The 19,163-nt window shown below is 59.0% G+C and carries 15 protein-coding genes; 6 read left to right on the top strand and 9 right to left on the bottom strand.

Features of this window, described 5'->3' with window-relative positions; all coding sequences use genetic code 11:
* Nucleotides 1-45: 45 nt before the first annotated feature.
* A complete protein-coding gene (locus K3819_RS25115) occupies nucleotides 46-522 on the bottom strand; it encodes a LuxR C-terminal-related transcriptional regulator (RefSeq protein WP_260328995.1) in 477 nt (158 codons plus the stop codon).
* Nucleotides 523-1,073: 551 nt separating this feature from the next.
* On the opposite strand from K3819_RS25115, the gene K3819_RS25110 reads away from it, so the two are divergent.
* Nucleotides 1,074-1,850 (top strand): ferredoxin--NADP reductase, encoded by a 777-nt coding sequence (locus K3819_RS25110; protein WP_221398138.1) that lies wholly within the window; start codon nucleotides 1,074-1,076, stop codon nucleotides 1,848-1,850.
* A gap of 32 nt (nucleotides 1,851-1,882) precedes the next feature.
* On the opposite strand, the gene mscL is transcribed toward K3819_RS25110, so the two are convergent.
* The gene (mscL, locus tag K3819_RS25105; RefSeq protein ID WP_064599563.1) at nucleotides 1,883-2,296 is read right to left on the bottom strand and encodes a large-conductance mechanosensitive channel protein MscL; all 414 of its coding nucleotides are present in this window, start codon (nucleotides 2,294-2,296) and stop codon (nucleotides 1,883-1,885) included.
* 285 nt (nucleotides 2,297-2,581) lie between these two features.
* On the opposite strand from mscL, the gene katB reads away from it, so the two are divergent.
* Both katB and radA read left to right on the top strand, forming a co-directional pair.
* Nucleotides 2,582-4,123: a catalase KatB gene (gene katB, locus K3819_RS25100; protein WP_064599561.1), complete on the top strand. Its 1,542-nt coding sequence runs from the start codon at nucleotides 2,582-2,584 to the stop codon at nucleotides 4,121-4,123.
* 143 nt (nucleotides 4,124-4,266) lie between these two features.
* Nucleotides 4,267-5,634 carry a DNA repair protein RadA gene (radA, locus tag K3819_RS25095; protein ID WP_064599559.1) on the top strand — a complete coding sequence of 456 codons (1,368 nt, stop codon included), beginning with the start codon at nucleotides 4,267-4,269 and terminating at the stop codon, nucleotides 5,632-5,634.
* Here radA and K3819_RS25090 read toward each other — a convergent pair whose 3' ends face one another.
* Nucleotides 5,635-6,003 (bottom strand): PilZ domain-containing protein, encoded by a 369-nt coding sequence (locus tag K3819_RS25090; RefSeq protein WP_064599557.1) that lies wholly within the window; start codon nucleotides 6,001-6,003, stop codon nucleotides 5,635-5,637.
* Between the two features lie 159 nt (nucleotides 6,004-6,162).
* Between K3819_RS25090 and K3819_RS25085 the strand changes: the two genes are divergently transcribed.
* From K3819_RS25085 to yjiA, 3 genes are all read left to right on the top strand, one after another.
* A complete protein-coding gene (locus K3819_RS25085) occupies nucleotides 6,163-8,229 on the top strand; it encodes a carbon starvation CstA family protein (protein WP_007950983.1) in 2,067 nt (688 codons plus the stop codon).
* Nucleotides 8,230-8,244: 15 nt separating this feature from the next.
* Nucleotides 8,245-8,442 (top strand): YbdD/YjiX family protein, encoded by a 198-nt coding sequence (locus K3819_RS25080; protein WP_003228401.1) that lies wholly within the window; start codon nucleotides 8,245-8,247, stop codon nucleotides 8,440-8,442.
* A 160-nt stretch (nucleotides 8,443-8,602) separates the two neighbouring features.
* Nucleotides 8,603-9,583, top strand: a complete 981-nt coding sequence (gene yjiA / locus K3819_RS25075) for a GTPase (protein ID WP_409348311.1) — start codon at nucleotides 8,603-8,605, stop codon at nucleotides 9,581-9,583.
* 113 nt (nucleotides 9,584-9,696) lie between these two features.
* Here the strand turns inward: yjiA and K3819_RS25070 are convergent, their stop codons facing one another.
* The 6 genes from K3819_RS25070 to K3819_RS25045 all read right to left on the bottom strand — a co-directional run bounded on the left by K3819_RS25070 (nucleotide 9,697) and on the right by K3819_RS25045 (nucleotide 19,009).
* Complete coding sequence (locus K3819_RS25070; RefSeq protein ID WP_221398137.1) at nucleotides 9,697-10,407, bottom strand: GntR family transcriptional regulator; 711 nt, start codon at nucleotides 10,405-10,407, stop codon at nucleotides 9,697-9,699.
* A 24-nt stretch (nucleotides 10,408-10,431) separates the two neighbouring features.
* The gene (locus K3819_RS25065; RefSeq protein WP_039771741.1) at nucleotides 10,432-11,136 is read right to left on the bottom strand and encodes a FadR/GntR family transcriptional regulator; all 705 of its coding nucleotides are present in this window, start codon (nucleotides 11,134-11,136) and stop codon (nucleotides 10,432-10,434) included.
* Between the two features lie 49 nt (nucleotides 11,137-11,185).
* A complete protein-coding gene (locus K3819_RS25060; protein WP_085612603.1) occupies nucleotides 11,186-12,499 on the bottom strand; it encodes a C4-dicarboxylate transporter DctA in 1,314 nt (437 codons plus the stop codon).
* A gap of 368 nt (nucleotides 12,500-12,867) precedes the next feature.
* Complete coding sequence (locus K3819_RS25055) at nucleotides 12,868-13,419, bottom strand: hypothetical protein (RefSeq protein WP_221398136.1); 552 nt, start codon at nucleotides 13,417-13,419, stop codon at nucleotides 12,868-12,870.
* Between the two features lie 248 nt (nucleotides 13,420-13,667).
* Nucleotides 13,668-14,921, bottom strand: coding sequence for a serine hydroxymethyltransferase (gene glyA / locus K3819_RS25050; RefSeq protein ID WP_221398135.1), 1,254 nt, complete (start codon nucleotides 14,919-14,921; stop codon nucleotides 13,668-13,670).
* 239 nt (nucleotides 14,922-15,160) lie between these two features.
* Complete coding sequence (locus K3819_RS25045; protein WP_221398134.1) at nucleotides 15,161-19,009, bottom strand: EAL domain-containing protein; 3,849 nt, start codon at nucleotides 19,007-19,009, stop codon at nucleotides 15,161-15,163.
* Between the last annotated feature and the right edge of the window lie 154 nt (nucleotides 19,010-19,163).

Below are 19,163 nucleotides of genomic sequence, written 5' to 3'. Positions count from 1 at the left end.
GGTTGCAAATGGTACGTTTTTTTTATTGGCAATACTCGTCTGATTTCAGCAAGGGTGATTGGGAATGAACCCGGCCCTGGTGGCGGCGATGACGGCTGACATCTTGTTGCAGGCGTTGAACTTAACAATCAGGTTTTTGATGTGATAGTTCACGGTCCGTTCGGCCACATTCAGAATCTGACCGATTTCCCAGGCGGTCTTGCCCAAGGCGCACAGCCTCACGATTTCGAGCTCTCGGGCAGACAATCGTACGGGCGGTGATTTGGCCTGTGCTGGCGGGAGGGCGCGAACGATCATTTCACTCAAATGCTGCGTGATGAAGTGCATCAAACCGTATTGTTCGTAGAGCTCCAATGCAGAGATTTCGCAGTAGGTTCGCGCCAGACTGATTGTGCAGCATAGGTCGTTCTCTTCGTCGAGATACGACTGTGACCAGCCATGTTCCATCCCGTGGTTCTGAAGTGCACTCCACATTTTCGGTGTCCTGGAAAATGCTTTCCTGGTCCAGAGAAACGGCAACATTGATTGATGGCAAAAAGCCGCAATCGGGTCGCTTTCACAGCACTGTTTTTTCGTATTCGTCGTTCCACGCCTCTGTGAAGTTATTGATATAAAACGGTTTGAATGACTGGGAGTCAGGCCGCGAGATTGTAATGCCGCAGAATTGAAAACCGATGTTGTTGGCAAAATTTCTCAAGATCGGGAATGCGTTTTCAATATTCTTCGCGCGCGTAAGCTGTTCTATTTGATACTCCTTCCACCTTTCCATTTCGAGAGTTCTCCATCTCTTCTATTTTGTGAGAATGCTGGATTGGATCCAAGGCGCCGACACGGATGGAAGTGTAGGAGGATTCCCACAAGTCTGTTGGATTCTTTTGCTCTTGAGCGATGCTTGTAATGGGAATATCAGATGACGATTTATATGCGGAGGATCATTTAAAGAATTGCATCGCTTGAATGTTATCTACTACTCCTTCTCAGGGTGGTGGCACATTGAAATAGCATTACAAACCGTCGGTGTTCCAATGAGGATTAATGCGTAACAATTCAGTCATTGTTGATGGAGTGACCCAATGACCGCCAGCAGCGAAAAATTCAGCCGCCAGACATTGCTCGATGTACAGTCGCTGACCCCCAGTCTGTTCACCCTGCGTACCACACGGGATGCCGGTTTTCGCTTCCGAGCCGGACAATTCGCCCGGATTGGCGTGACCCGTGAGGATGGCAGCACGGTGTGGCGCGCCTACTCGATGGTGTCTTCGCCGTTCGACGAATTTCTCGAGTTCTTTTCCATTGTGGTGCCGGGGGGCGAGTTCACCAGCGAACTGAGCCGCCTGAAGGTGGGGGACAGCTTGCTGATCGAGCGCCAGGCCTTTGGCTATCTGACGCTGGATCGATTCATTGATGGTCGTGATCTCTGGCTGTTATCCACAGGCACGGGTGTGGCGCCCTTTCTGTCGATCCTGCAGGACTTCGAGGTCTGGGAGAAGTTTGAGCGAATCATCCTGGTCTACAGCGTGCGAGAGTCTCGGGAGCTGGCTTATCAACAGCTGATCGCGGAACTGACACAGCGCGACTACCTCGCGGAATACGCCCACAAGTTCCAGTTTATTCCGGTGGTCACGCGTGAGCCGTATGCCGGCGCCCTCAACGGACGCATCACTACGCTGATCGAAAATGGCGAACTCGAAAAGATGGCCGGTGTGGAGCTGACGCCGGCGCATTCCCGGGTGATGCTCTGCGGCAATCCGCAGATGATCGATGACACCCGGGCCTTGCTCAAGCAACGCGGTATGGCCTTGAGCCTGGCCCGGCGACCGGGGCAGGTGGCAGTGGAAAACTACTGGTAAGGAAACGGCGCCCTAAGGCGCCGTTTCAGTCTTCAAGGCTGGTTGTTCCGGGCCTTGAGCAGATCGCGAATCTCGCCCAGCAGTTCTTCTTCCTTGGTCGGCACCGGTGGCAAGGAAGGAGCCACGGCTTCTTCACGCTTCAGGCGATTGATGGCTTTGACACCCATGAAAATCGCAAAGGCGACGATCACGAAGTCCAGAACACTCTGGATGAACTTGCCATAAGCCAGCATCACGGCGGGGGCATCGCCCTGGGCAGCCTTGAGGGTGATCGCCAGGTCACTGAAATCCACCCCACCGATCAGCAGGCCGATTGGCGGCATGATCACGTCGCCGACAAATGACGAAACAATCTTGCCGAAGGCCGCGCCGATGATGATACCGACGGCCATGTCGACCACATTGCCTTTGACCGCGAAGGCCTTGAACTCGCTGAGCACGCCCATAGTTATTTCCTTGTTACAGATGAGTTTGGTGTACGCAGTGTAAATCAGCATAACGCGTCCTGCGCGAAACACCTTCTTACAAAGCCCGCTTTTATCGACACACCATTTCGCAATTAGTTTGCAAAGTGCCACTAATCGCGCGCGAAATACGCTGCAACGTGCTGATCTTCAAGAAAAAATGCTCAATCGTCGCGTTACGAACTTTCTATTTATGTTTGGCAAGCTGAGCTTCTAGCCTCTGGCAGGCGCACCTGGATGCGCCTCAAAATAACAGAGGAGTCTGAAATGAATTCCATGCATGGCCTGAGGGCCTTTTCCCTTCGTCATACCTTCGGTTTATTGACTGCCGGCCTACTGACCCTTTCCGCGAGTGCGGCGCCGTTGACCCGGGATAACGGTGCGGCGGTCGGCGACAACCAGAACTCACAAACTGCCGGCGCAACCGGCCCGGTACTGTTGCAGGACGTGCAACTGATCCAGAAGCTGCAACGCTTCGACCGCGAACGCATTCCCGAACGCGTCGTGCATGCCCGGGGTACCGGTGCTCATGGCACGTTCACCGCGACCAACGACCTGAGTGATCTGAGCAAGGCCAAGGTGTTCGCTGTCGGCCAGGTCACGCCGGTGTTCGTGCGTTTCTCCGCGGTGGTGCATGGCAACCATTCACCGGAAACCCTGCGGGACCCACGGGGTTTCGCCACCAAGTTCTACACCGCTGACGGCAACTGGGATCTGGTGGGCAACAACTTCCCGACGTTTTTCATCCGCGATGCGATCAAGTTCCCGGACATGGTGCATGCCTTCAAGCCCGATCCACGTACCAACCTTGACGATGATTCACGCCGCTTCGACTTCTTCTCCCATGTACCGGAAGCCACCCGCACATTGACCGAGTTGTATTCCAACTCGGGTACACCGGCCAGTTATCGGGAGATGGACGGTAACAGTGTGCACGCTTACAAGTTGGTCAATGCCAAGGGCGATGTGCACTATGTGAAGTTTCACTGGAAAAGTTTGCAGGGCATCAAGAATCTCGATCCGCAACAAGTTGTGCAAGTTCAGGGCCGGGATTACAGTCACATGACTCACGATTTAGTAACAAATATTAACAGCGGAAATTTTCCCAAGTGGGACTTGTACATCCAAGTATTGAATCCGCAAGATTTGTCCAAGTTTGATTTCGATCCTCTTGATGCAACCAAGATTTGGCCAGGTATTCCTGAGCGAAAAGTTGGACAAATGGTCTTGAACCGCAATCCTTCTAATGTCTTCCAGGAAACCGAACAAGTGGCCATGGCGCCATCGAATGTGGTGCCGGGCATCGAGCCTTCGGAAGACCGTCTGCTGCAAGGCCGTATATTTGCCTATGCCGATACGCAAATGTATCGCCTCGGCGCCAATGCCCTGCAATTGCCGATCAATGCTGCCAAAACTGCAGTCAACAATGGCAATCAGGATGGCGCGATGAATGCCGGTGCGAGCACCTCGGGCGTCAACTATCAGCCAAGCCGTCTGCAACCACGTGAAGAGACGCCAGGTGCGCGCTACAGCCAGACCGCGCTGCAGGGCAGCACGCAACAGGCGAAGATCCAGCGTGAGCAGAACTTCAAGCAGGCTGGCGATCTGTATCGCTCGTTCAGCAAGAAGGAACGTCAGGACCTGATCGAGAGCTTCGGCGGTTCGCTGGCGGGTACCGACGACGAGAGCAAGCACATCATGCTGTCCTTCCTTTATAAGGCGGATCCGGAATACGGCGCCGGTGTGACCAAAGTGGCCAAGGGTGACCTGGAGCGGGTCAAGGCCCTGGCCGCCAAACTGGTCGACTGACAGCGACCCTTTCAAACACCGGCAACTGTCGGGGTTTGACCGACAGCAGCGCCGCGCGTCTGGCCAGCGGAGAAATCCATCCCGCTGCGCCGCGCTGATCGACGATGGCTGCGTTATCATCGCGGTTTTTGTCGGGGGTTCAGATGGCCAAGGCCAAGCGCATGTACGGCTGCACCGAGTGCGGCGCAACCTTTCCCAAGTGGGCCGGGCAGTGCGGCGAATGCGGCGCCTGGAACACCCTGACCGAAACCATGGTCGAGAGCGGCGCTGCCGCCGCCCCGAGCGGGCGCACCGGTTGGGCCGGGCAGCAAGCGCAGATCAAGACCCTGGCCGAAGTCAGCATCGAAGAGATTCCACGTTTTTCCACAGCCTCCGGCGAGCTCGACCGCGTGCTCGGCGGTGGTCTGGTGGACGGTTCGGTGGTGCTGATCGGCGGCGACCCGGGCATTGGCAAGTCGACGATTCTGCTGCAGACCCTGTGCAACCTCGCCAAGACCATGCCGGCGCTGTACGTCACTGGCGAAGAGTCTCAGCAACAGGTCGCCATGCGTGCACGTCGTCTGGGTCTGCCGCAGGATCAACTGCGGGTCATGACCGAAACCTGTATCGAAACCATCATCGCCACCGCCCGCCAGGAAAAACCCAAGGTGATGGTGATCGACTCGATCCAGACGATTTTCACCGAACAATTGCAATCGGCGCCGGGCGGGGTGTCCCAGGTGCGCGAGAGTGCGGCGTTGCTGGTGCGGTACGCCAAGCAAAGCGGCACGGCGATTTTCCTGGTCGGCCACGTGACCAAGGAAGGCGCGCTCGCAGGGCCGCGGGTTCTGGAGCACATGGTCGATACCGTGCTGTATTTCGAAGGCGAGTCCGACGGGCGGTTGCGTTTGCTGCGGGCGGTGAAAAACCGTTTCGGCGCGGTGAACGAGCTCGGCGTGTTCGGCATGACTGACAAGGGCCTGAAAGAAGTCTCCAACCCTTCGGCGATTTTTCTTACCCGCGCTCAGGAAGAAGTCCCGGGCAGTGTGGTGATGGCGACGTGGGAAGGCACCCGGCCGATGCTGGTGGAAGTTCAGGCGCTGGTGGATGACAGCCATCTGGCCAACCCGCGTCGGGTGACGCTGGGTCTGGATCAGAATCGTCTGGCGATGTTGCTGGCGGTGCTGCACCGTCATGGCGGCATTCCGACCCACGATCAGGACGTGTTCCTCAACGTGGTCGGCGGGGTGAAGGTGCTGGAAACCGCCTCCGACCTGGCCTTGATGGCAGCGGTCATGTCGAGCCTGCGCAACCGCCCGTTGCCCCATGACCTGCTGGTGTTCGGCGAAGTCGGCCTGTCCGGCGAAGTGCGCCCGGTGCCGAGCGGTCAGGAGCGGTTGAAGGAAGCTGCCAAGCACGGTTTCAAGCGCGCGATTGTGCCCAAGGGCAATGCGCCGAAGGAAGCGCCGCCAGGCTTGCAGATCATTGCGGTGACACGTCTGGAGCAGGCGCTGGACTCGTTGTTCGAGTGATCAGACGTCTATCAGCGCCCCGAGCTCGCGTTCCAGTTCGGTTTCGTCGGCCAGATTGAGTTCGATCAGGCGACGCAGGCGCTGAATCGACTCCAGGCTGATATGCCGGCACACGAAACCGAGCTGGCCGTGATCTTCATGCGCCAGTTGCACATCCATCTCGATGTGTACGTCCTCGCTCAAATGAATGTCGACGAAAAAATCCTGCTCGGGATTGCCCAGCCAGGGCTCGGGCCGCTCGATCAACAGCCCCTTGAGCGACAGATCGATCAGCTTCACCGGCCAGATGTACTCGCCCTGGCTCAATTCGGTTCGGGCATCGAAAGCGATACGTTTGAAGCGGCGACGCTCGGACGGGTGCTCGCTCATGGCGCAATCCTCAGGAAGGTCAGCTGACTATAGACCCGACCGGCGGGGTGTTGCCAACGAATGGACTGTCTAGACCAATGTCGGGGTATGGCCTTTGCCGCCAACAGCGCTAAACTCGGGGTGGCTGTCTTTCTTGTCCACCCTGGCTGGAATAATAAAATGAAAAATAATAATAGCCTGCTACGCCACTTACCCTGGCTGCTGCTGGCAATCGTAGGAGCGTGCGCCCTGGGCGTAGTGGCATTGCGCCGAGGCGAGGCGATCAACGCCTTGTGGATTGTGGTCGCCGCCGTGGCCATTTATCTGGTTGCGTACCGTTACTACAGTCTGTTCATCGCTAACAATGTGATGCAACTCGATCCGCGTCGGGCCACCCCCGCCGTGCTCAACAACGACGGTCTGGACTACGTTCCAACCAACAAACACATTCTCTTCGGTCACCACTTCGCAGCCATCGCCGGCGCGGGGCCGCTGGTCGGCCCGGTACTGGCGGCGCAGATGGGCTATCTGCCCGGCACGCTGTGGTTGATCGCCGGCGTGGTGCTGGCGGGCGCGGTGCAGGACTTCATGGTTCTGTTCATGTCCACCCGTCGCAACGGCCGTTCCCTGGGCGACATGGTGCGTGAAGAAATGGGCCGCATCCCCGGCACCATTGCCCTGTTCGGCTGCTTCCTGATCATGATCATCATCCTCGCGGTGCTGGCGCTGATCGTGGTGAAAGCCCTGGCTGAAAGCCCGTGGGGCATCTTCACCGTGATGGCGACCATCCCGATCGCGATGTTCATGGGCATCTACATGCGCTACATCCGTCCGGGCCGCATCGGCGAGATCTCGGTAGTCGGCGTGTTGCTGCTGCTGGGTTCGATCTGGCTCGGTGGGCAGATTGCCGCCGATCCGGTCTGGGCCAAGGCCTTCACCTTCACTGGCGTGCAGATTACCTGGATGCTGGTCGGCTACGGTTTCGTCGCCGCTTCGCTGCCGGTGTGGCTGATTCTGGCGCCGCGTGACTACCTTTCCACTTTCCTCAAGATCGGTACCATCGTCGCCCTGGCGATCGGCATCCTGGTGACCATGCCCGAGCTGAAAATGCCGGCCCTGACCCAGTTCGTCGACGGCACCGGTCCGGTGTGGAAGGGCGGTCTGTTCCCGTTCCTGTTCATCACCATCGCCTGCGGTGCGGTATCGGGCTTCCACGCGCTGATCTCCTCGGGGACCACGCCGAAGCTGCTGGATAACGAAACCAACGCCCGCTACATCGGTTACGGCGGCATGCTGATGGAATCGTTCGTGGCCATCATGGCCATGGTCGCTGCCTCGGTAATTGAGCCGGGCGTGTACTTCGCCATGAACAGTCCGGCCGCCGTGGTCGGCGGTGACGTGGTGTCCGTGGCAACCGCAGTCAGCAACTGGGGCTTTGCAATTACCCCGGAAGCCCTGCAAGCGGTAGCGCATGACATCGGCGAAACCACCATCCTGGCCCGTGCCGGTGGTGCGCCGACCCTGGCGGTCGGTATCGCGCAGATCCTGCACAGTGTCCTGCCGGGTGAAAACACCATGGCGTTCTGGTACCACTTCGCGATCCTGTTCGAAGCGCTGTTCATCCTGACCGCAGTCGATGCCGGCACCCGTGCCGGTCGCTTCATGCTGCAGGACCTGCTCGGCTCCTTCGTTCCGGCACTCAAACGTACCGAGTCCTGGTCCGCCAACCTGATCGCCACCGCCGGTTGTGTGGCGATGTGGGGCTGGTTGCTGTATCAGGGCGTGGTTGATCCACTGGGCGGGATCAACACCTTGTGGCCGCTGTTCGGTATCTCCAACCAGATGCTGGCGGGTATCGCGCTGATGCTCGGCACCGTGGTCCTGATCAAGATGAAGCGCCAGCGCTACATCTGGGTCACCCTGCTGCCGGCCACCTGGCTGCTGATCTGCACCACGACTGCTGGCTTCATCAAGCTGTTCGACGCCAACCCGGCGATCGGCTTCCTGTCGCTGGCCAAGAAGTACAGTGATGCACTGGCCAACGGTCAGGTGCTGGCGCCGGCCAAGAGCGTCGAGCAGATGCAGCACGTGATCTTCAACGCCTACACCAACGCTACATTGACCGCGCTGTTCCTGTTCGTGGTATTCAGCATCCTGTTCTATGCGCTCAAGGTCGGCATCGCCGCCTGGGGCAAAAAAGAGCGTACGGACAAAGAATCGCCATTCCAGGCCCTGCCGGACGCGTAACCAGAGGATTGCAGCATGTTCAATGACCTGAGTCGCCTCGGTAAATACCTCGGTCAGGCCGCGCGCCTGATGGTCGGCATGCCCGACTACGACACCTACGTCGAGCATATGCAGACCAAACACCCGGACAAACCGGTGATGAGCTACGAGATGTTCTTTCGTGAACGTCAGGAAGCCCGTTACGGTGGCAAGGGTGGGCCGAAGTGCTGTTGATCTGACAGCCTTCGGTTGATGCAGTCCCCAACTGTGGGAGCGGGCTTGCTCGCGAAAGCGGTGTGTCGTTAGCAATGATGTCGACTGACACGACCCTTTCGCGAGCAAGCCCGCTCCCACATTTGTTTTGTGTTGCTCATCAATTTTGTGAAGGGGATCGATGTTGTCTTCTCCAATACCTGTAACGGTACTCAGCGGTTTCCTCGGCGCCGGCAAGACCACTTTGCTGCGCCATATGCTGAAAGCCGAGCACGGCCTGAAAATCGCCGTGATCGAAAACGAATTCAGCGACGCCGGTATCGACACCCAACTACTGGGCGACGAGCCGGTGCAAGTCATGACCCTGGCCAACGGCTGCGTCTGCTGCACCATCCACACCGACCTGACCAAGGCCCTGTACCAGCTGCTCGAACGGCTGGACAGCGGCGAAATCGCCTTTGATCGGCTGGTCATCGAATGCACCGGCCTGGCCGACCCGGCCCCGGTAGCACAGACCTTTTTCATCGACGAAGAACTGCGCGAGCGCTATTTGCTCGACGGCATCATCACCCTTGTGGATGCGGCCCATGCCGAACTGCATCTGACCCAGACCATTGCCCAAGCGCAGATCGGTTTTGCCGACCGCTTGCTGGTGAGCAAGACCGATCTGGTGGACGAGGCCGCGTTCACGGCGCTCAGCGAACGCCTGACCCGCATCAACCGCCGCGCACCGATCCGCGTGGTAGAGCACGGCAACATCGATCTGGCCGAGTTGCTCGATGTGCGCGGTTTCAACCTGAACGCCGATCTCGGCGGCGGGGTGAGTCTGCGACCGGTCAGCAAGGCGCCGTCCATCGACCGGATTTCCAGTCTGGTGCTGCGCACTGACCAGCCGCTGGATATCGATCAGCTCAGCGAGTTCATGAATGAATTGCTGGAAGATCACGGCAAGCAATTGCTGCGCTACAAAGGCGTGCTGAACATTGCCGGTGAAGATCGGCGGCTGGTGTTTCAGGGTGTGCTGAAACTCTACGGCTTCGACTGGGACACCGAGTGGGCGGAAGGCGAAACGCGAGAAAGCGTGATCGTGTTTATCGCCGACGATTTGCCGGAAGAGAAAATCCGGGCGGGGTTTGCCAGGGTGGCTGCACAGCAAAACTGAATTTGTGGAGGCTCGAAGGGCCTCTTCGCGAGCAAGCCCGCTCCCACAGTAGATCGCATTCTGTCAGGAAGAATGCAGTTCATTGTGGGAGCGGGCTTGCTCGCGAAGGCGTTCTAACCAGCAACACAATATTCAGATTCTGAACCCAGCAACGTCTGCTCAAGGTGATCCAGATGCCGATTCATCAGCATGCCGGCTTTTGAGATATCTCCGCGCTCCACCGCCTCTACAATTTCAAAGTGTTCCTCCCATGCGCAACATCTGTGCGTCTGCTTACCGCATCGCGCTATCGCCAGTGAGGTCAGCGGCACCAGCGTGCCGAGAAAATGCGCCAACGGTGCATTCCGCGCCATTTTCGCCAGCTGCAAATGAAACTCCCCGGACAGGCGAATGACTGCGCCCCGTCGATCTTTATCCACAGCCTGGCGCTCACCTTCGATCAAGGCGCGCAGGCGCTTCAGATCTTCAGCCTGCGCATGCTGACAAGCCAATCGAACCAGCGTGTTCTCGGCCAGACGCCGGGCGTGCAGTGCCTGACGTGTCTGCTCGGCGTCCGGCGCAGCAACACGCGGCCGATGGTTGGCCCGCAGCACGATGATCTGTTCGTGGGACAGTTGGATCAGCACCCTACGCACATCGGCGCGGCTGACGCCGAACATCTGCTTGAGACTTTCTTCGGTGAAGCGGCTGGCGGCATTCAGGCGCTGTTCGAGGATTGCGTCGAACAGGCGCGGATACAGATCGTCCACCGGCGCGTGCAGGCGGGAGAAGGGCAGGGCCGTCGAGGTCGGGCGAGGGTGCGACGGCGTGGCAAGACTGTTCATGGCCGGTCTCCAGTTTGAGGCGTTTCAGTGGCTCAGGTTGTCATCCGGAATGTTCAGCTCGATGCCCATCCGCTGGCCTTCACGCAAAATGTGTCGGCGCATTTCGGCGCTGGCCTGAGCGCTGTTCTTGCTGCGGATCGCGCGCACCACGGCTTCGTTTTCTTCAAGGCGTTCGGCCAGGTGCTCCGGCGAATTGCGCAGCACTTCGGCGCTTTGCTTGAGGGCGTTGCTGGTCTGTTGCACCACACTCTGGAAAATCGGGTTCGAGGTCAGGGTGAACAGTTCTTCGTGAAACGCGATGTAAGCGCTGACGCCGGCTTCGCTGTCGCCGGCTTCGAGAGCTTCGCGCATGTCCATCAGGGTCAGGCGCAGTTGCCCGACTTCCTTGCTGCTGATTGACTGCGCCACCAGCCCGACGATGAACGGCTCGAGGGTGTAACGCAGTTGCAGCACGTCTTCGAGACTGGCGCCGGCTACCGCGCTGTCGTGGCTTTGGCTGTCACTGGCCTGGGCGTCGAGCACCACCACGCCTTTGCCTGGCATCGAGCGCACCAGACCGAGGGTTTCCAGCACGATCACCGCTTCACGCAGGCTCGGGCGGCTGATGCCCAGTTGTTCGGCCAGTTCGCGCTGGCCCGGCAGCATCTCGCCGGAGCGCCACTGACCACGGGCCAGCGCAGCCCGAAGTTTTTCTACCACTGAGTTGACGACAGTTGATGAAGTAATCACGGGTTCGCTCCATGTGCCGTGCCTGCATTGGCGCAGGCACGGCGGTCATTCAGAATTCTTTGGCTGCCGCTTGAGCGACGGTTTTTCTCGGCTGAAAGTTATAGCCCTGCTCGCCGTTGAGCACCTTGTTCGCCCGTTGCACATCGATGTCCTTTTCCCAACGGGCGATGGCCACGGTGGCAACGCAGTTGCCGATCAGGTTGGTCAGCGCCCGGCCGATGCCCATGAACCAGTCCACCGCCAGCACCAACACCAGACCGACCACCGGAATCGCCGGGATGGCCGTCAGCGTCGCCGCGAGAATCACCAGCGCCGAACCCGGAATGCCGTGGGCACCTTTGGAGGTAATCAGCGATACCAGCAAAATCGTCAGCAGATCGGTCATGGCCAGCGGTGTACCGGTGGCGTTGGCGATGAACACGATGGCCAGGGTCAGGTAGATCGAGAAACCGTCGAGGTTGAACGAATAACCGGTGGGAATCACCAGGCCGACGGTCGAGCTGCCGATGCCCAGATGTTCCAGCTTGCGCATGATCTGCGGCAGCACGGCATCGGAGGACGCAGTGCCCATGACGATCAGCAGTTCTTCACGCAGGTACCTGAGCAGCGGCCACATGCGCAGGCCCGAGAGGCGCATCACCAGACCGAGAATCAGCGCGACGAAGGCGATGCAGGTCAGGTAGAACAAGCCGACGAGGCTGCCCAGGTGTTGCAGGGAATCGAGGCCATATTTGCTGGTGGTGAAGGCGATGGCGCCGAACACGCCGATCGGTGCCAGACGCACGATCATGCCCATGATGCGGAAGATCACATGGCTCAGTTCGTTGATCAGCCGCGAGATTCCGGAAGCTGCTTCGCCCACCAGATTCAACGCGCTGCCGAACAGCACCGAGAACAACAGCACTTGCAGGATGTTGTTGTCGGCAAAGGCGCCGAGTACCGAAGTCGGAATCAGGTCCATCAGGAACTGAGTGGTGGTGTGCATGTGCTGGCCGCGTTCGGCGATGTCGCCCATGTCGGCGGCGGACAGTTGCTCCAGATGGATGTTGGCGCCGCTGCCGATCCCGGTGGTGAAGGCGAACACCAGACCGATCACCAGGGCGATGGTGGTCAGCACTTCGAAGTAGATCACCGACTTGAGGCCGATACGCCCGACCTTCTTCAGATCGCCCGCGCCGCTGATGCCGCTGACCACCACGCAGAACACGATCAGGCCGATGAGCATCTTGATCAGTTTGATGAAACCGTCGCCGAGCGGTTTGAGCTGGGCCGAGTATTCAGGAAGGGTCAGCCCGCAGACGATGCCGAGCATCAGTCCGAGAACCACTTGGAGGAAGATTGAACGCGAGCACCATCTGAGCATGGGAGGAATCCTGGTCGGTGTCCTGGCTGCCGTGCGCGGAGCGCACAGATTCAGGACTTAATTATTGTGGTCTTACCGGTATGTCCAGTGCGGGTGCAGTCTAGGCGCTGTTTTTCTCGGGCTGCAAGTGAAAAACACAAAAATGGCATGACCGGTCTGACCAGTGGTTATTTTTGTGTCATCGGTCATGCAAAAGGCTCAAGGGTTTAATAGTCGAGTACCGCTGCAGGAGTCGTGAGTGATCGCAACGGGGACTGAAGATGGCGGATTTATCTGGCCAGTCATCTGGAGGCAGGTATCTGCTTTCAGGTGCAGTCCCATGTACCGACCAATAAGAGAGATCGGCTGCAGAATAACTTTCGAAGTGATCAGATTTCGTCGGGATGATTAATGTAAGGGGCGTTTCGCTCAATGATTGTAAGATTGAATTTGAAGGGCTTGCCGCCTTTGTCGGCGAAATAAGTGAACTTTGAATCGTGTAACCGGTGTGTATGCAGCAAGCTTGGCGATCCTGAGACTTGTAGATATGCCTCCAACTTGTTTGATTGGTGGTCCTCAATCGAGAGTGTGTTCCCCTGCTTTCCTATAAGTTGATAAAAACTCGAACCATCAGGAGCGAATGCTCCCAGGATCCCGTCTTTGTCAATACCCAGGCATTTTCCGTAATAAGGTCCAGGGGTGCGGATATAGAGCCTGTATCCCCGGTCGGTGTACCTGAAATACAAGGTTAGACGGGGTTCCGGGCGTAAGCTCAAACGGTGTGAGTCATCACGTGATTGCGGCTTTCCAGTGAAGTGCCCGCCACTGAACATGGACGAGTTTACGGTTGCTTTCTCGCCATTTACCACGTCAAGAAAATGCACCAGATTGGTTTGGATGCCAACAATTGCAATAAAGGATTTTTGTCGGTCAGTACTCATGTTGCTCTCTCAATATCCATTTGATTTATTTTGGGAAGCAGGAGCTTTGTTGCTCATGTGCAGGTTTGGATCATGTGCTGTTTTAGAGTTGGTGGTGAAGGGTAAGTGTGCATCAAATTGTTTGTAGTGCTGTTTGGTGAAGTAGTTGTTTAATCCTGAAAGTCGAGGCTGCCCCTCGCTTGTTGTTCGCGCAAAAAAAAGCCCGATCATTTCTGATCGGGCTTTTCTTGAGCGGTAGTGCGGACTTGTTAAGCGCCGTATACCGGCAGTTTCTTGCAGATGGCTTTGACTTTCTCACGAACGGCGTCGATCACCGCTTCGTTGTTCAGGTCTGCCAGGATGTCGCAGATCCAGCCAGCCAGCTCTTTGCACTCAGCCTCTTTGAAGCCGCGAGTGGTCACGGCCGGAGTACCGAAGCGCAGGCCGGAGGTGACGAACGGGGAGCGTGGGTCGTTTGGCACGGAGTTCTTGTTCACGGTGATGAACGCTTTGCCCAGAGCGGCGTCGGCGTCTTTACCGGAGATTTCCTGCTTGATCAGCGACAGCAGGAACAGGTGGTTTTGAGTACCGCCGGAAACCACGTCGAAACCGCGCTCGATGAACACGCTGGCCATGGCCTGGGCGTTTTTCACCACTTGTTGCTGGTAAGCCTTGAACTCAGGCTGCAGGGCTTCCTTGAAGCAGATCGCTTTGGCGGCGATCACGTGCTCCAGCGGGCCACCCTGGGCGCCCGGGAATACGGCGGAGTTCAGCTTCTTCTCGATGTCGGCGTTGGCTTTGGCCAGGATCAGGCCACCACGTGGACCGCGCAGGGTCTTGTGGGTGGTGGTGGTCACCACGTCAGCGAACGGAACCGGGTTCGGGTAGACGCCAGCGGCGACCAGACCGGCCACGTGAGCCATGTCGACGAACAGGTACGCCCCCACCTTGTCAGCGATGGCGCGGAAACGCGGGAAGTCGAGGATCTGCGAGTAGGCAGAGAAACCGGCCACGATCATTTTCGGCTTGTGCTCGACAGCCAGACGCTCGACTTCGTCGTAGTCGATCAGGCCGTTGGCGTCGATGCCGTACTGGATGGCGTTGTACAGCTTGCCGGAGGAGGAAACGCTGGCGCCGTGGGTCAGGTGACCGCCGTGAGCCAGGCTCATGCCCAGGATGGTGTCACCGGCCGACAGCAGGGCCAGGTAGACAGCAGCGTTGGCTTGCGAACCGGCGTGCGGCTGAACGTTGGCGTAGTCGGCGCCGAACAGTTCCTTGGCGCGGTCGATGGCCAGCTGTTCAACAACGTCGACGTACTCGCAACCACCGTAGTAGCGCTTGCCCGGGTAGCCTTCGGCGTACTTGTTGGTCAGTACCGAGCCTTGAGCTTCCATCACCGCTGGGCTGGTGTAGTTCTCCGAAGCGATCAGCTCGATGTGTTCTTCCTGGCGCTGGGCTTCTTGCTCCATGGCGGCAAAAAGATCGGCGTCGTACTTGGCAATAGTCAAATCACGGCTGAACATGGCGGTCCTCAAGGATCGGGGGGCAGAAAAGGGGGGCATTCTAACCCAACGGGTTTTGGATGGCATATGAAACGACATCATGTCGCAGACAAGTGGCGTTCATGACAGATGTGCGGTGCTTTTGAAGGCCTCTTCGCGAGCAGGCTCGCTCCCACAGTAATCGAGGCAGGCCTGAGATTTTGTGATCGACATCAATTCCTGTGGGAGCGAGCCTGCTCGCGAAGGCCGCACCGCAGATGTCAGTCAAACATGAACAGCGCGTCGTTACTGAACTGCGCCTCGAACCGTCCCGCCGGCATCGGCCGCCCGAACAGATAACCCTGAACCTCGTCGCAGCCATGCTCGCGCAGGAAGTCCAGTTGCTCATGGGTTTCCACGCCCTCGGCGATTACCGCCAGATTCAGGCTGTGGGCCATGGCGATGATCGCCCGGGCGATCTGCGCGTCCTGCTCGCCGGACGGCAGGCCATCGACGAAGGTGCGGTCGATCTTCAGCACGTCGATCGGGAACTGCTTGAGGTAGTTCAGCGACGAGTAACCGGTGCCGAAGTCGTCGACCGCAATGCTCAGGCCGAGATTCTTCAGCCCGGCAAGGATCTGCATCGCCTCGCTGACTTCGCGCATCAGGATACTTTCCGTCAGCTCCAGCTCCAGGCAAGCCGGCGGCAGGCCGGTTTCGCGCAGGATCGTGGCGATCCGCGTGCCGAGCTGGCCGTCGGAGAACTGCCGCGCCGAGATGTTCACCGAGACTTTCGGCACGCGCACGCGGCTCTGGTGCCAGGTCTTGAGCTGGCGACAGGCTTCGCTGATCACCCAGTCGCCGACGTCCACCACCAGCCCGAGTTCTTCGAGCACCGGGATGAAATCCCCCGGCGGCACCAGCCCGCGACGCGGATGACGCCAGCGCAGCAGGGCTTCGGCGCCGGTCAGGCGTTTGCCGTCGCCGCTGAACTGCGGCTGGTAATACAGCACGAATTCGTTCTGCTCGAGAGCGTGGCGCAGGTCGCTTTCCAGTTCCAGGCGTTCCAGTGCACTGGCGTTCATGTCGGCCTGATAGAACTGGAAGTTGTTCTTGCCGCGCTCCTTGGCGTGGTACATCGCGGTGTCGGCGTTCTTCATCAGTTGGCTGAGTTCGTTGCCGTCCTGCGGACTCAGGGCGATGCCGATACTGGCGGTGACGAAGAACTCGCGTCCCTCAAGTACGAACGGTCGTACCAGACTGCCAAGGATCTGTTCGGCCACGTGGATCGCACGGTTCAGCGCCATTTCACGGCTGGAGCGGTGTTGCAGCAGCAGAGTGAATTCGTCGCCGCCCATCCGCGCCACGGTGTCGTCATCATCGACGCACGCCAGCAGGCGCGTGGCCATGTCCTTGAGCATGCGGTCGCCGGCGGCGTGGCCGAGGGAGTCGTTGATCGGTTTGAAACGGTCGAGGTCAAGGAACATCAGCACTACCCACGACTTCTGCCGTTCGGCCGATTGCAGCGCGGTGTGCAGGCGATCCTGGAACAGCGTGCGGTTCGGCAGGTGGGTCAGGGCGTCGTAGTAGGCGAGGCGGTGAATCCGCTGCTCGCTGGCCTTGCGCTCGCTGATGTCACTGAAGAAGCACACGTAACTGGCCAGGTCGCCCTCGTCATCGAGCACGGCGGTGATGCCGACCCACGCCGGGTAGTGCTCGCCGTTGCGGCGCTTGAGCCAGACTTCACCTTCCCAGGTGCTGTGCTGATGCAACTGCTTGAGCACGTAGCGCAGGTGCGCGTCCTGCTGTTCGTCGACGGTCAGCATGTTCGGCAACTGGTCGAGCACCTCACCCACCGCGTAACCGCTGACCCGGCTGAACGCCTCGTTGGCCTGGACGATATAACCGGCCGGGTCGGTGATCAGGATCGCCGAGGTCGAGTGCTCGAATACCGTGGCCGCCATCCGCAGGTCTTTCTCGGCGCGGCGTTGCTGGCTGATGTCGCGACCGACCCCGAGTACGCCTTCGAAGGCGCCATGCTCGTCCCACACCAGCACCAGGCGCAGTTCGATCGGGATCTTGCGACCGTCGGCGCGCAGGCAGTCGAACAGGAACAGCTGGGTCTGCACCTGGCTGCGCAAAATCACCAGTTGCTCGGGTTTGCCCAGGGCTTTGCTGACGCGATCCATCAGGTGATAGATGCCGCTCAGTTGCTGTGGGTTGGCGATGGTCGATTGCCATCCGTTCTGGAAAATCCATTCGGCGTCATAGCCCAGCACTGCCTGCACCGAGGGGCTGACGTAGTTCAGCGAGAGCTTGCTGTCGGTGGAGAAAATCACGTCGCTGATGCTTTCGGCGAGCATCCGGTAGCGTTGTTCGCTGTCGCGCAGGGACTCGCTGGCTTCGATCTGCTCGGTGATGTCCTTGGCCACGCCGATGATCCGCGTGACCTGGTCGTGCTTGTCCCGGGCCAGCGCCTGTTCGCGAATGTCGAAGCGCCGCCACTCGCCGTCGCGATGACGGAAGCGCAACTGACATTGCAGCAACTGGCTGTAACCGGCGTGACGCTGCATCTGCCGCGAGCGGTGGTAATAGTCGGCGTCTTCCGGGTGCAGAAGGATTTCCCAGAAATACTCGCCCATCTGATGCAGCTCGGTGCGGTTGTAGCCCAGGGTCTGGCCGAGGTGGTGGTTGCTGAAAATCATCCGCTGGCTGATCACGTCCTGCACATACAGATGATCCGGCACGGTACGCACCACATCCGACCAGAAACCTTCGCGCTCCAGCAGCGACAGTTCGATCAGCTTGCGGCTGGTGATGTCGTTGATGCTCAGGATCACGGCCTTGTAGTCGTGCTGTTCCTGAGGCAGGCGCAGCACCAGCCACAGGTGCTGGTCGCGGCCATTGATGTCCGGGAGCTTGATTTCCAGTTCCAGCTGCTTTTGCTGCTGGAGCACGGCGTCCAGCACCTGATTGCCGATGGCGCACTGACTGTGCGGCTGACCGTCGATCAACAGTTGCCAGGCGTGGTCGCAGGAATTGACGTTGAGCAGTTGCAGCGCGACCTGGTTGACCTCGGTGACCCGCAGTTCGTGGAGCAATTGCTGGCGCTGCGCCGGCTGGTCGAGCCAGGCCTTGAGCTGGTCGCTGGTCTGGATCTGGGCCTTTTCGAAAACCTGCTTGAGCCCCGAAAGATCCAGCACGCACAACGCCACGCCGGTGCCTTCGAAAATATCCTGATAACGCCGACGCCCTTCATGCACCTGACGCTGACGGCGACGCATGTTGAGCAACGCGATAAACGGCAGCAGCGACAGCGCCAGGCCCAACAGGCATTTGCCGATGAACGCCGGCAACAGTTGTTCAAGCACATGCTGGCGGTCGAACAGGCCACGCAGTTGCCAGTCGCTGCTGCTCAGCGGAACGGTCAGCACGCTGTTGGCCAGATCGTCCGGGGTCAGGACGCTGGTGCTGCCGATGGGCATCGCTTCGTCGCGGCTGATGATCTGATGGTTGATGCGGTTTTCCACCAGCCACAGAGGACGGATGCCTGTTTCGCCTTGTTTGGTCAGTGCTTTAAAGAAGGTGGGTGTCAGCCGCAGCGCCCAGTAACCGCGAGTGCTGCCACTGGCCTGATGCAGCAGCAGATGCACCACCGAACCGTCTTCGTCGTTGCTGAAGTAATGCGCCTGAGCGCGACTGCGGCGCACCAGATCGCTGAGGTAATCGGCGTCATGGCTGTCGGCGGCGCTGTCGCTGAGGATCTTTCCGGACGGGCTGAGCAGGGCCAGGCTGCGCAGGTCGGGCAGTGATTTCTGAAGTTTGCGCAGGAGTGCCTGCTGTTCGTCGGCCGACTGCGGTTGTTCGACGATCGGTAGCAGGTTGAGGGCGATCTGCGCGTTCAGCGCCATGTTCAGGCTGACCTGAGCGGCGAGGTCGGCGGTGTAGTCGATGGTGTACTGACGCTGGTTTTTCTGGGTTTCGCGCAGTTGATCGAGCAACTGCCAGAACAGCAGCGCGAGCAGCAACAGCACCAGCGTCGCCAGCGCGCCTTTCAAGGTTCCGCGCAGGGACGAGCCGGGCGCCGGTTGGGTGCTGCTCACAGAGGCTGGCGGAGTGACGTTGGACAAGCTGTAATCCTGCGGTCTGGCTGGACTGGCGCGACGTGCACTATAAGCCGGACGCCCAAGGGGCGGCTAGCATGCCTTGAGTTGTGGCGAAGTGCCAGCCCCACTCGGCTGGACTGCCTTCCGTCATTCAGGTAGCTTTGCCGGTTACGCGGGA

It is taken from the genome of Pseudomonas sp. 3-2 (assembly GCF_019710535.1).
Lineage (GTDB): Bacteria > Pseudomonadota > Gammaproteobacteria > Pseudomonadales > Pseudomonadaceae > Aquipseudomonas > Aquipseudomonas pharyngis.
Note: the sequence above shows the minus strand (reverse complement) of the source record. Positions and strands in the feature narration are given on the sequence as shown.

Coding starts and splice junctions, on each gene's coding strand:
- K3819_RS25115 (WP_260328995.1), bottom strand. CDS start 522: ATGTTGCCGTTTCTCTGGACCAGGAAAGCATTTTCCAGGACACCGAAA.
- K3819_RS25110 (WP_221398138.1), top strand. CDS start 1,074: ATGACCGCCAGCAGCGAAAAATTCAGCCGCCAGACATTGCTCGATGTA.
- mscL (WP_064599563.1), bottom strand. CDS start 2,296: ATGGGCGTGCTCAGCGAGTTCAAGGCCTTCGCGGTCAAAGGCAATGTG.
- katB (WP_064599561.1), top strand. CDS start 2,582: ATGAATTCCATGCATGGCCTGAGGGCCTTTTCCCTTCGTCATACCTTC.
- radA (WP_064599559.1), top strand. CDS start 4,267: ATGGCCAAGGCCAAGCGCATGTACGGCTGCACCGAGTGCGGCGCAACC.
- K3819_RS25090 (WP_064599557.1), bottom strand. CDS start 6,003: ATGAGCGAGCACCCGTCCGAGCGTCGCCGCTTCAAACGTATCGCTTTC.
- K3819_RS25085 (WP_007950983.1), top strand. CDS start 6,163: ATGAAAAATAATAATAGCCTGCTACGCCACTTACCCTGGCTGCTGCTG.
- K3819_RS25080 (WP_003228401.1), top strand. CDS start 8,245: ATGTTCAATGACCTGAGTCGCCTCGGTAAATACCTCGGTCAGGCCGCG.
- yjiA (WP_409348311.1), top strand. CDS start 8,603: ATGTTGTCTTCTCCAATACCTGTAACGGTACTCAGCGGTTTCCTCGGC.
- K3819_RS25070 (WP_221398137.1), bottom strand. CDS start 10,407: ATGAACAGTCTTGCCACGCCGTCGCACCCTCGCCCGACCTCGACGGCC.
- K3819_RS25060 (WP_085612603.1), bottom strand. CDS start 12,499: ATGCTCAGATGGTGCTCGCGTTCAATCTTCCTCCAAGTGGTTCTCGGA.
- K3819_RS25055 (WP_221398136.1), bottom strand. CDS start 13,419: ATGAGTACTGACCGACAAAAATCCTTTATTGCAATTGTTGGCATCCAA.
- glyA (WP_221398135.1), bottom strand. CDS start 14,921: ATGTTCAGCCGTGATTTGACTATTGCCAAGTACGACGCCGATCTTTTT.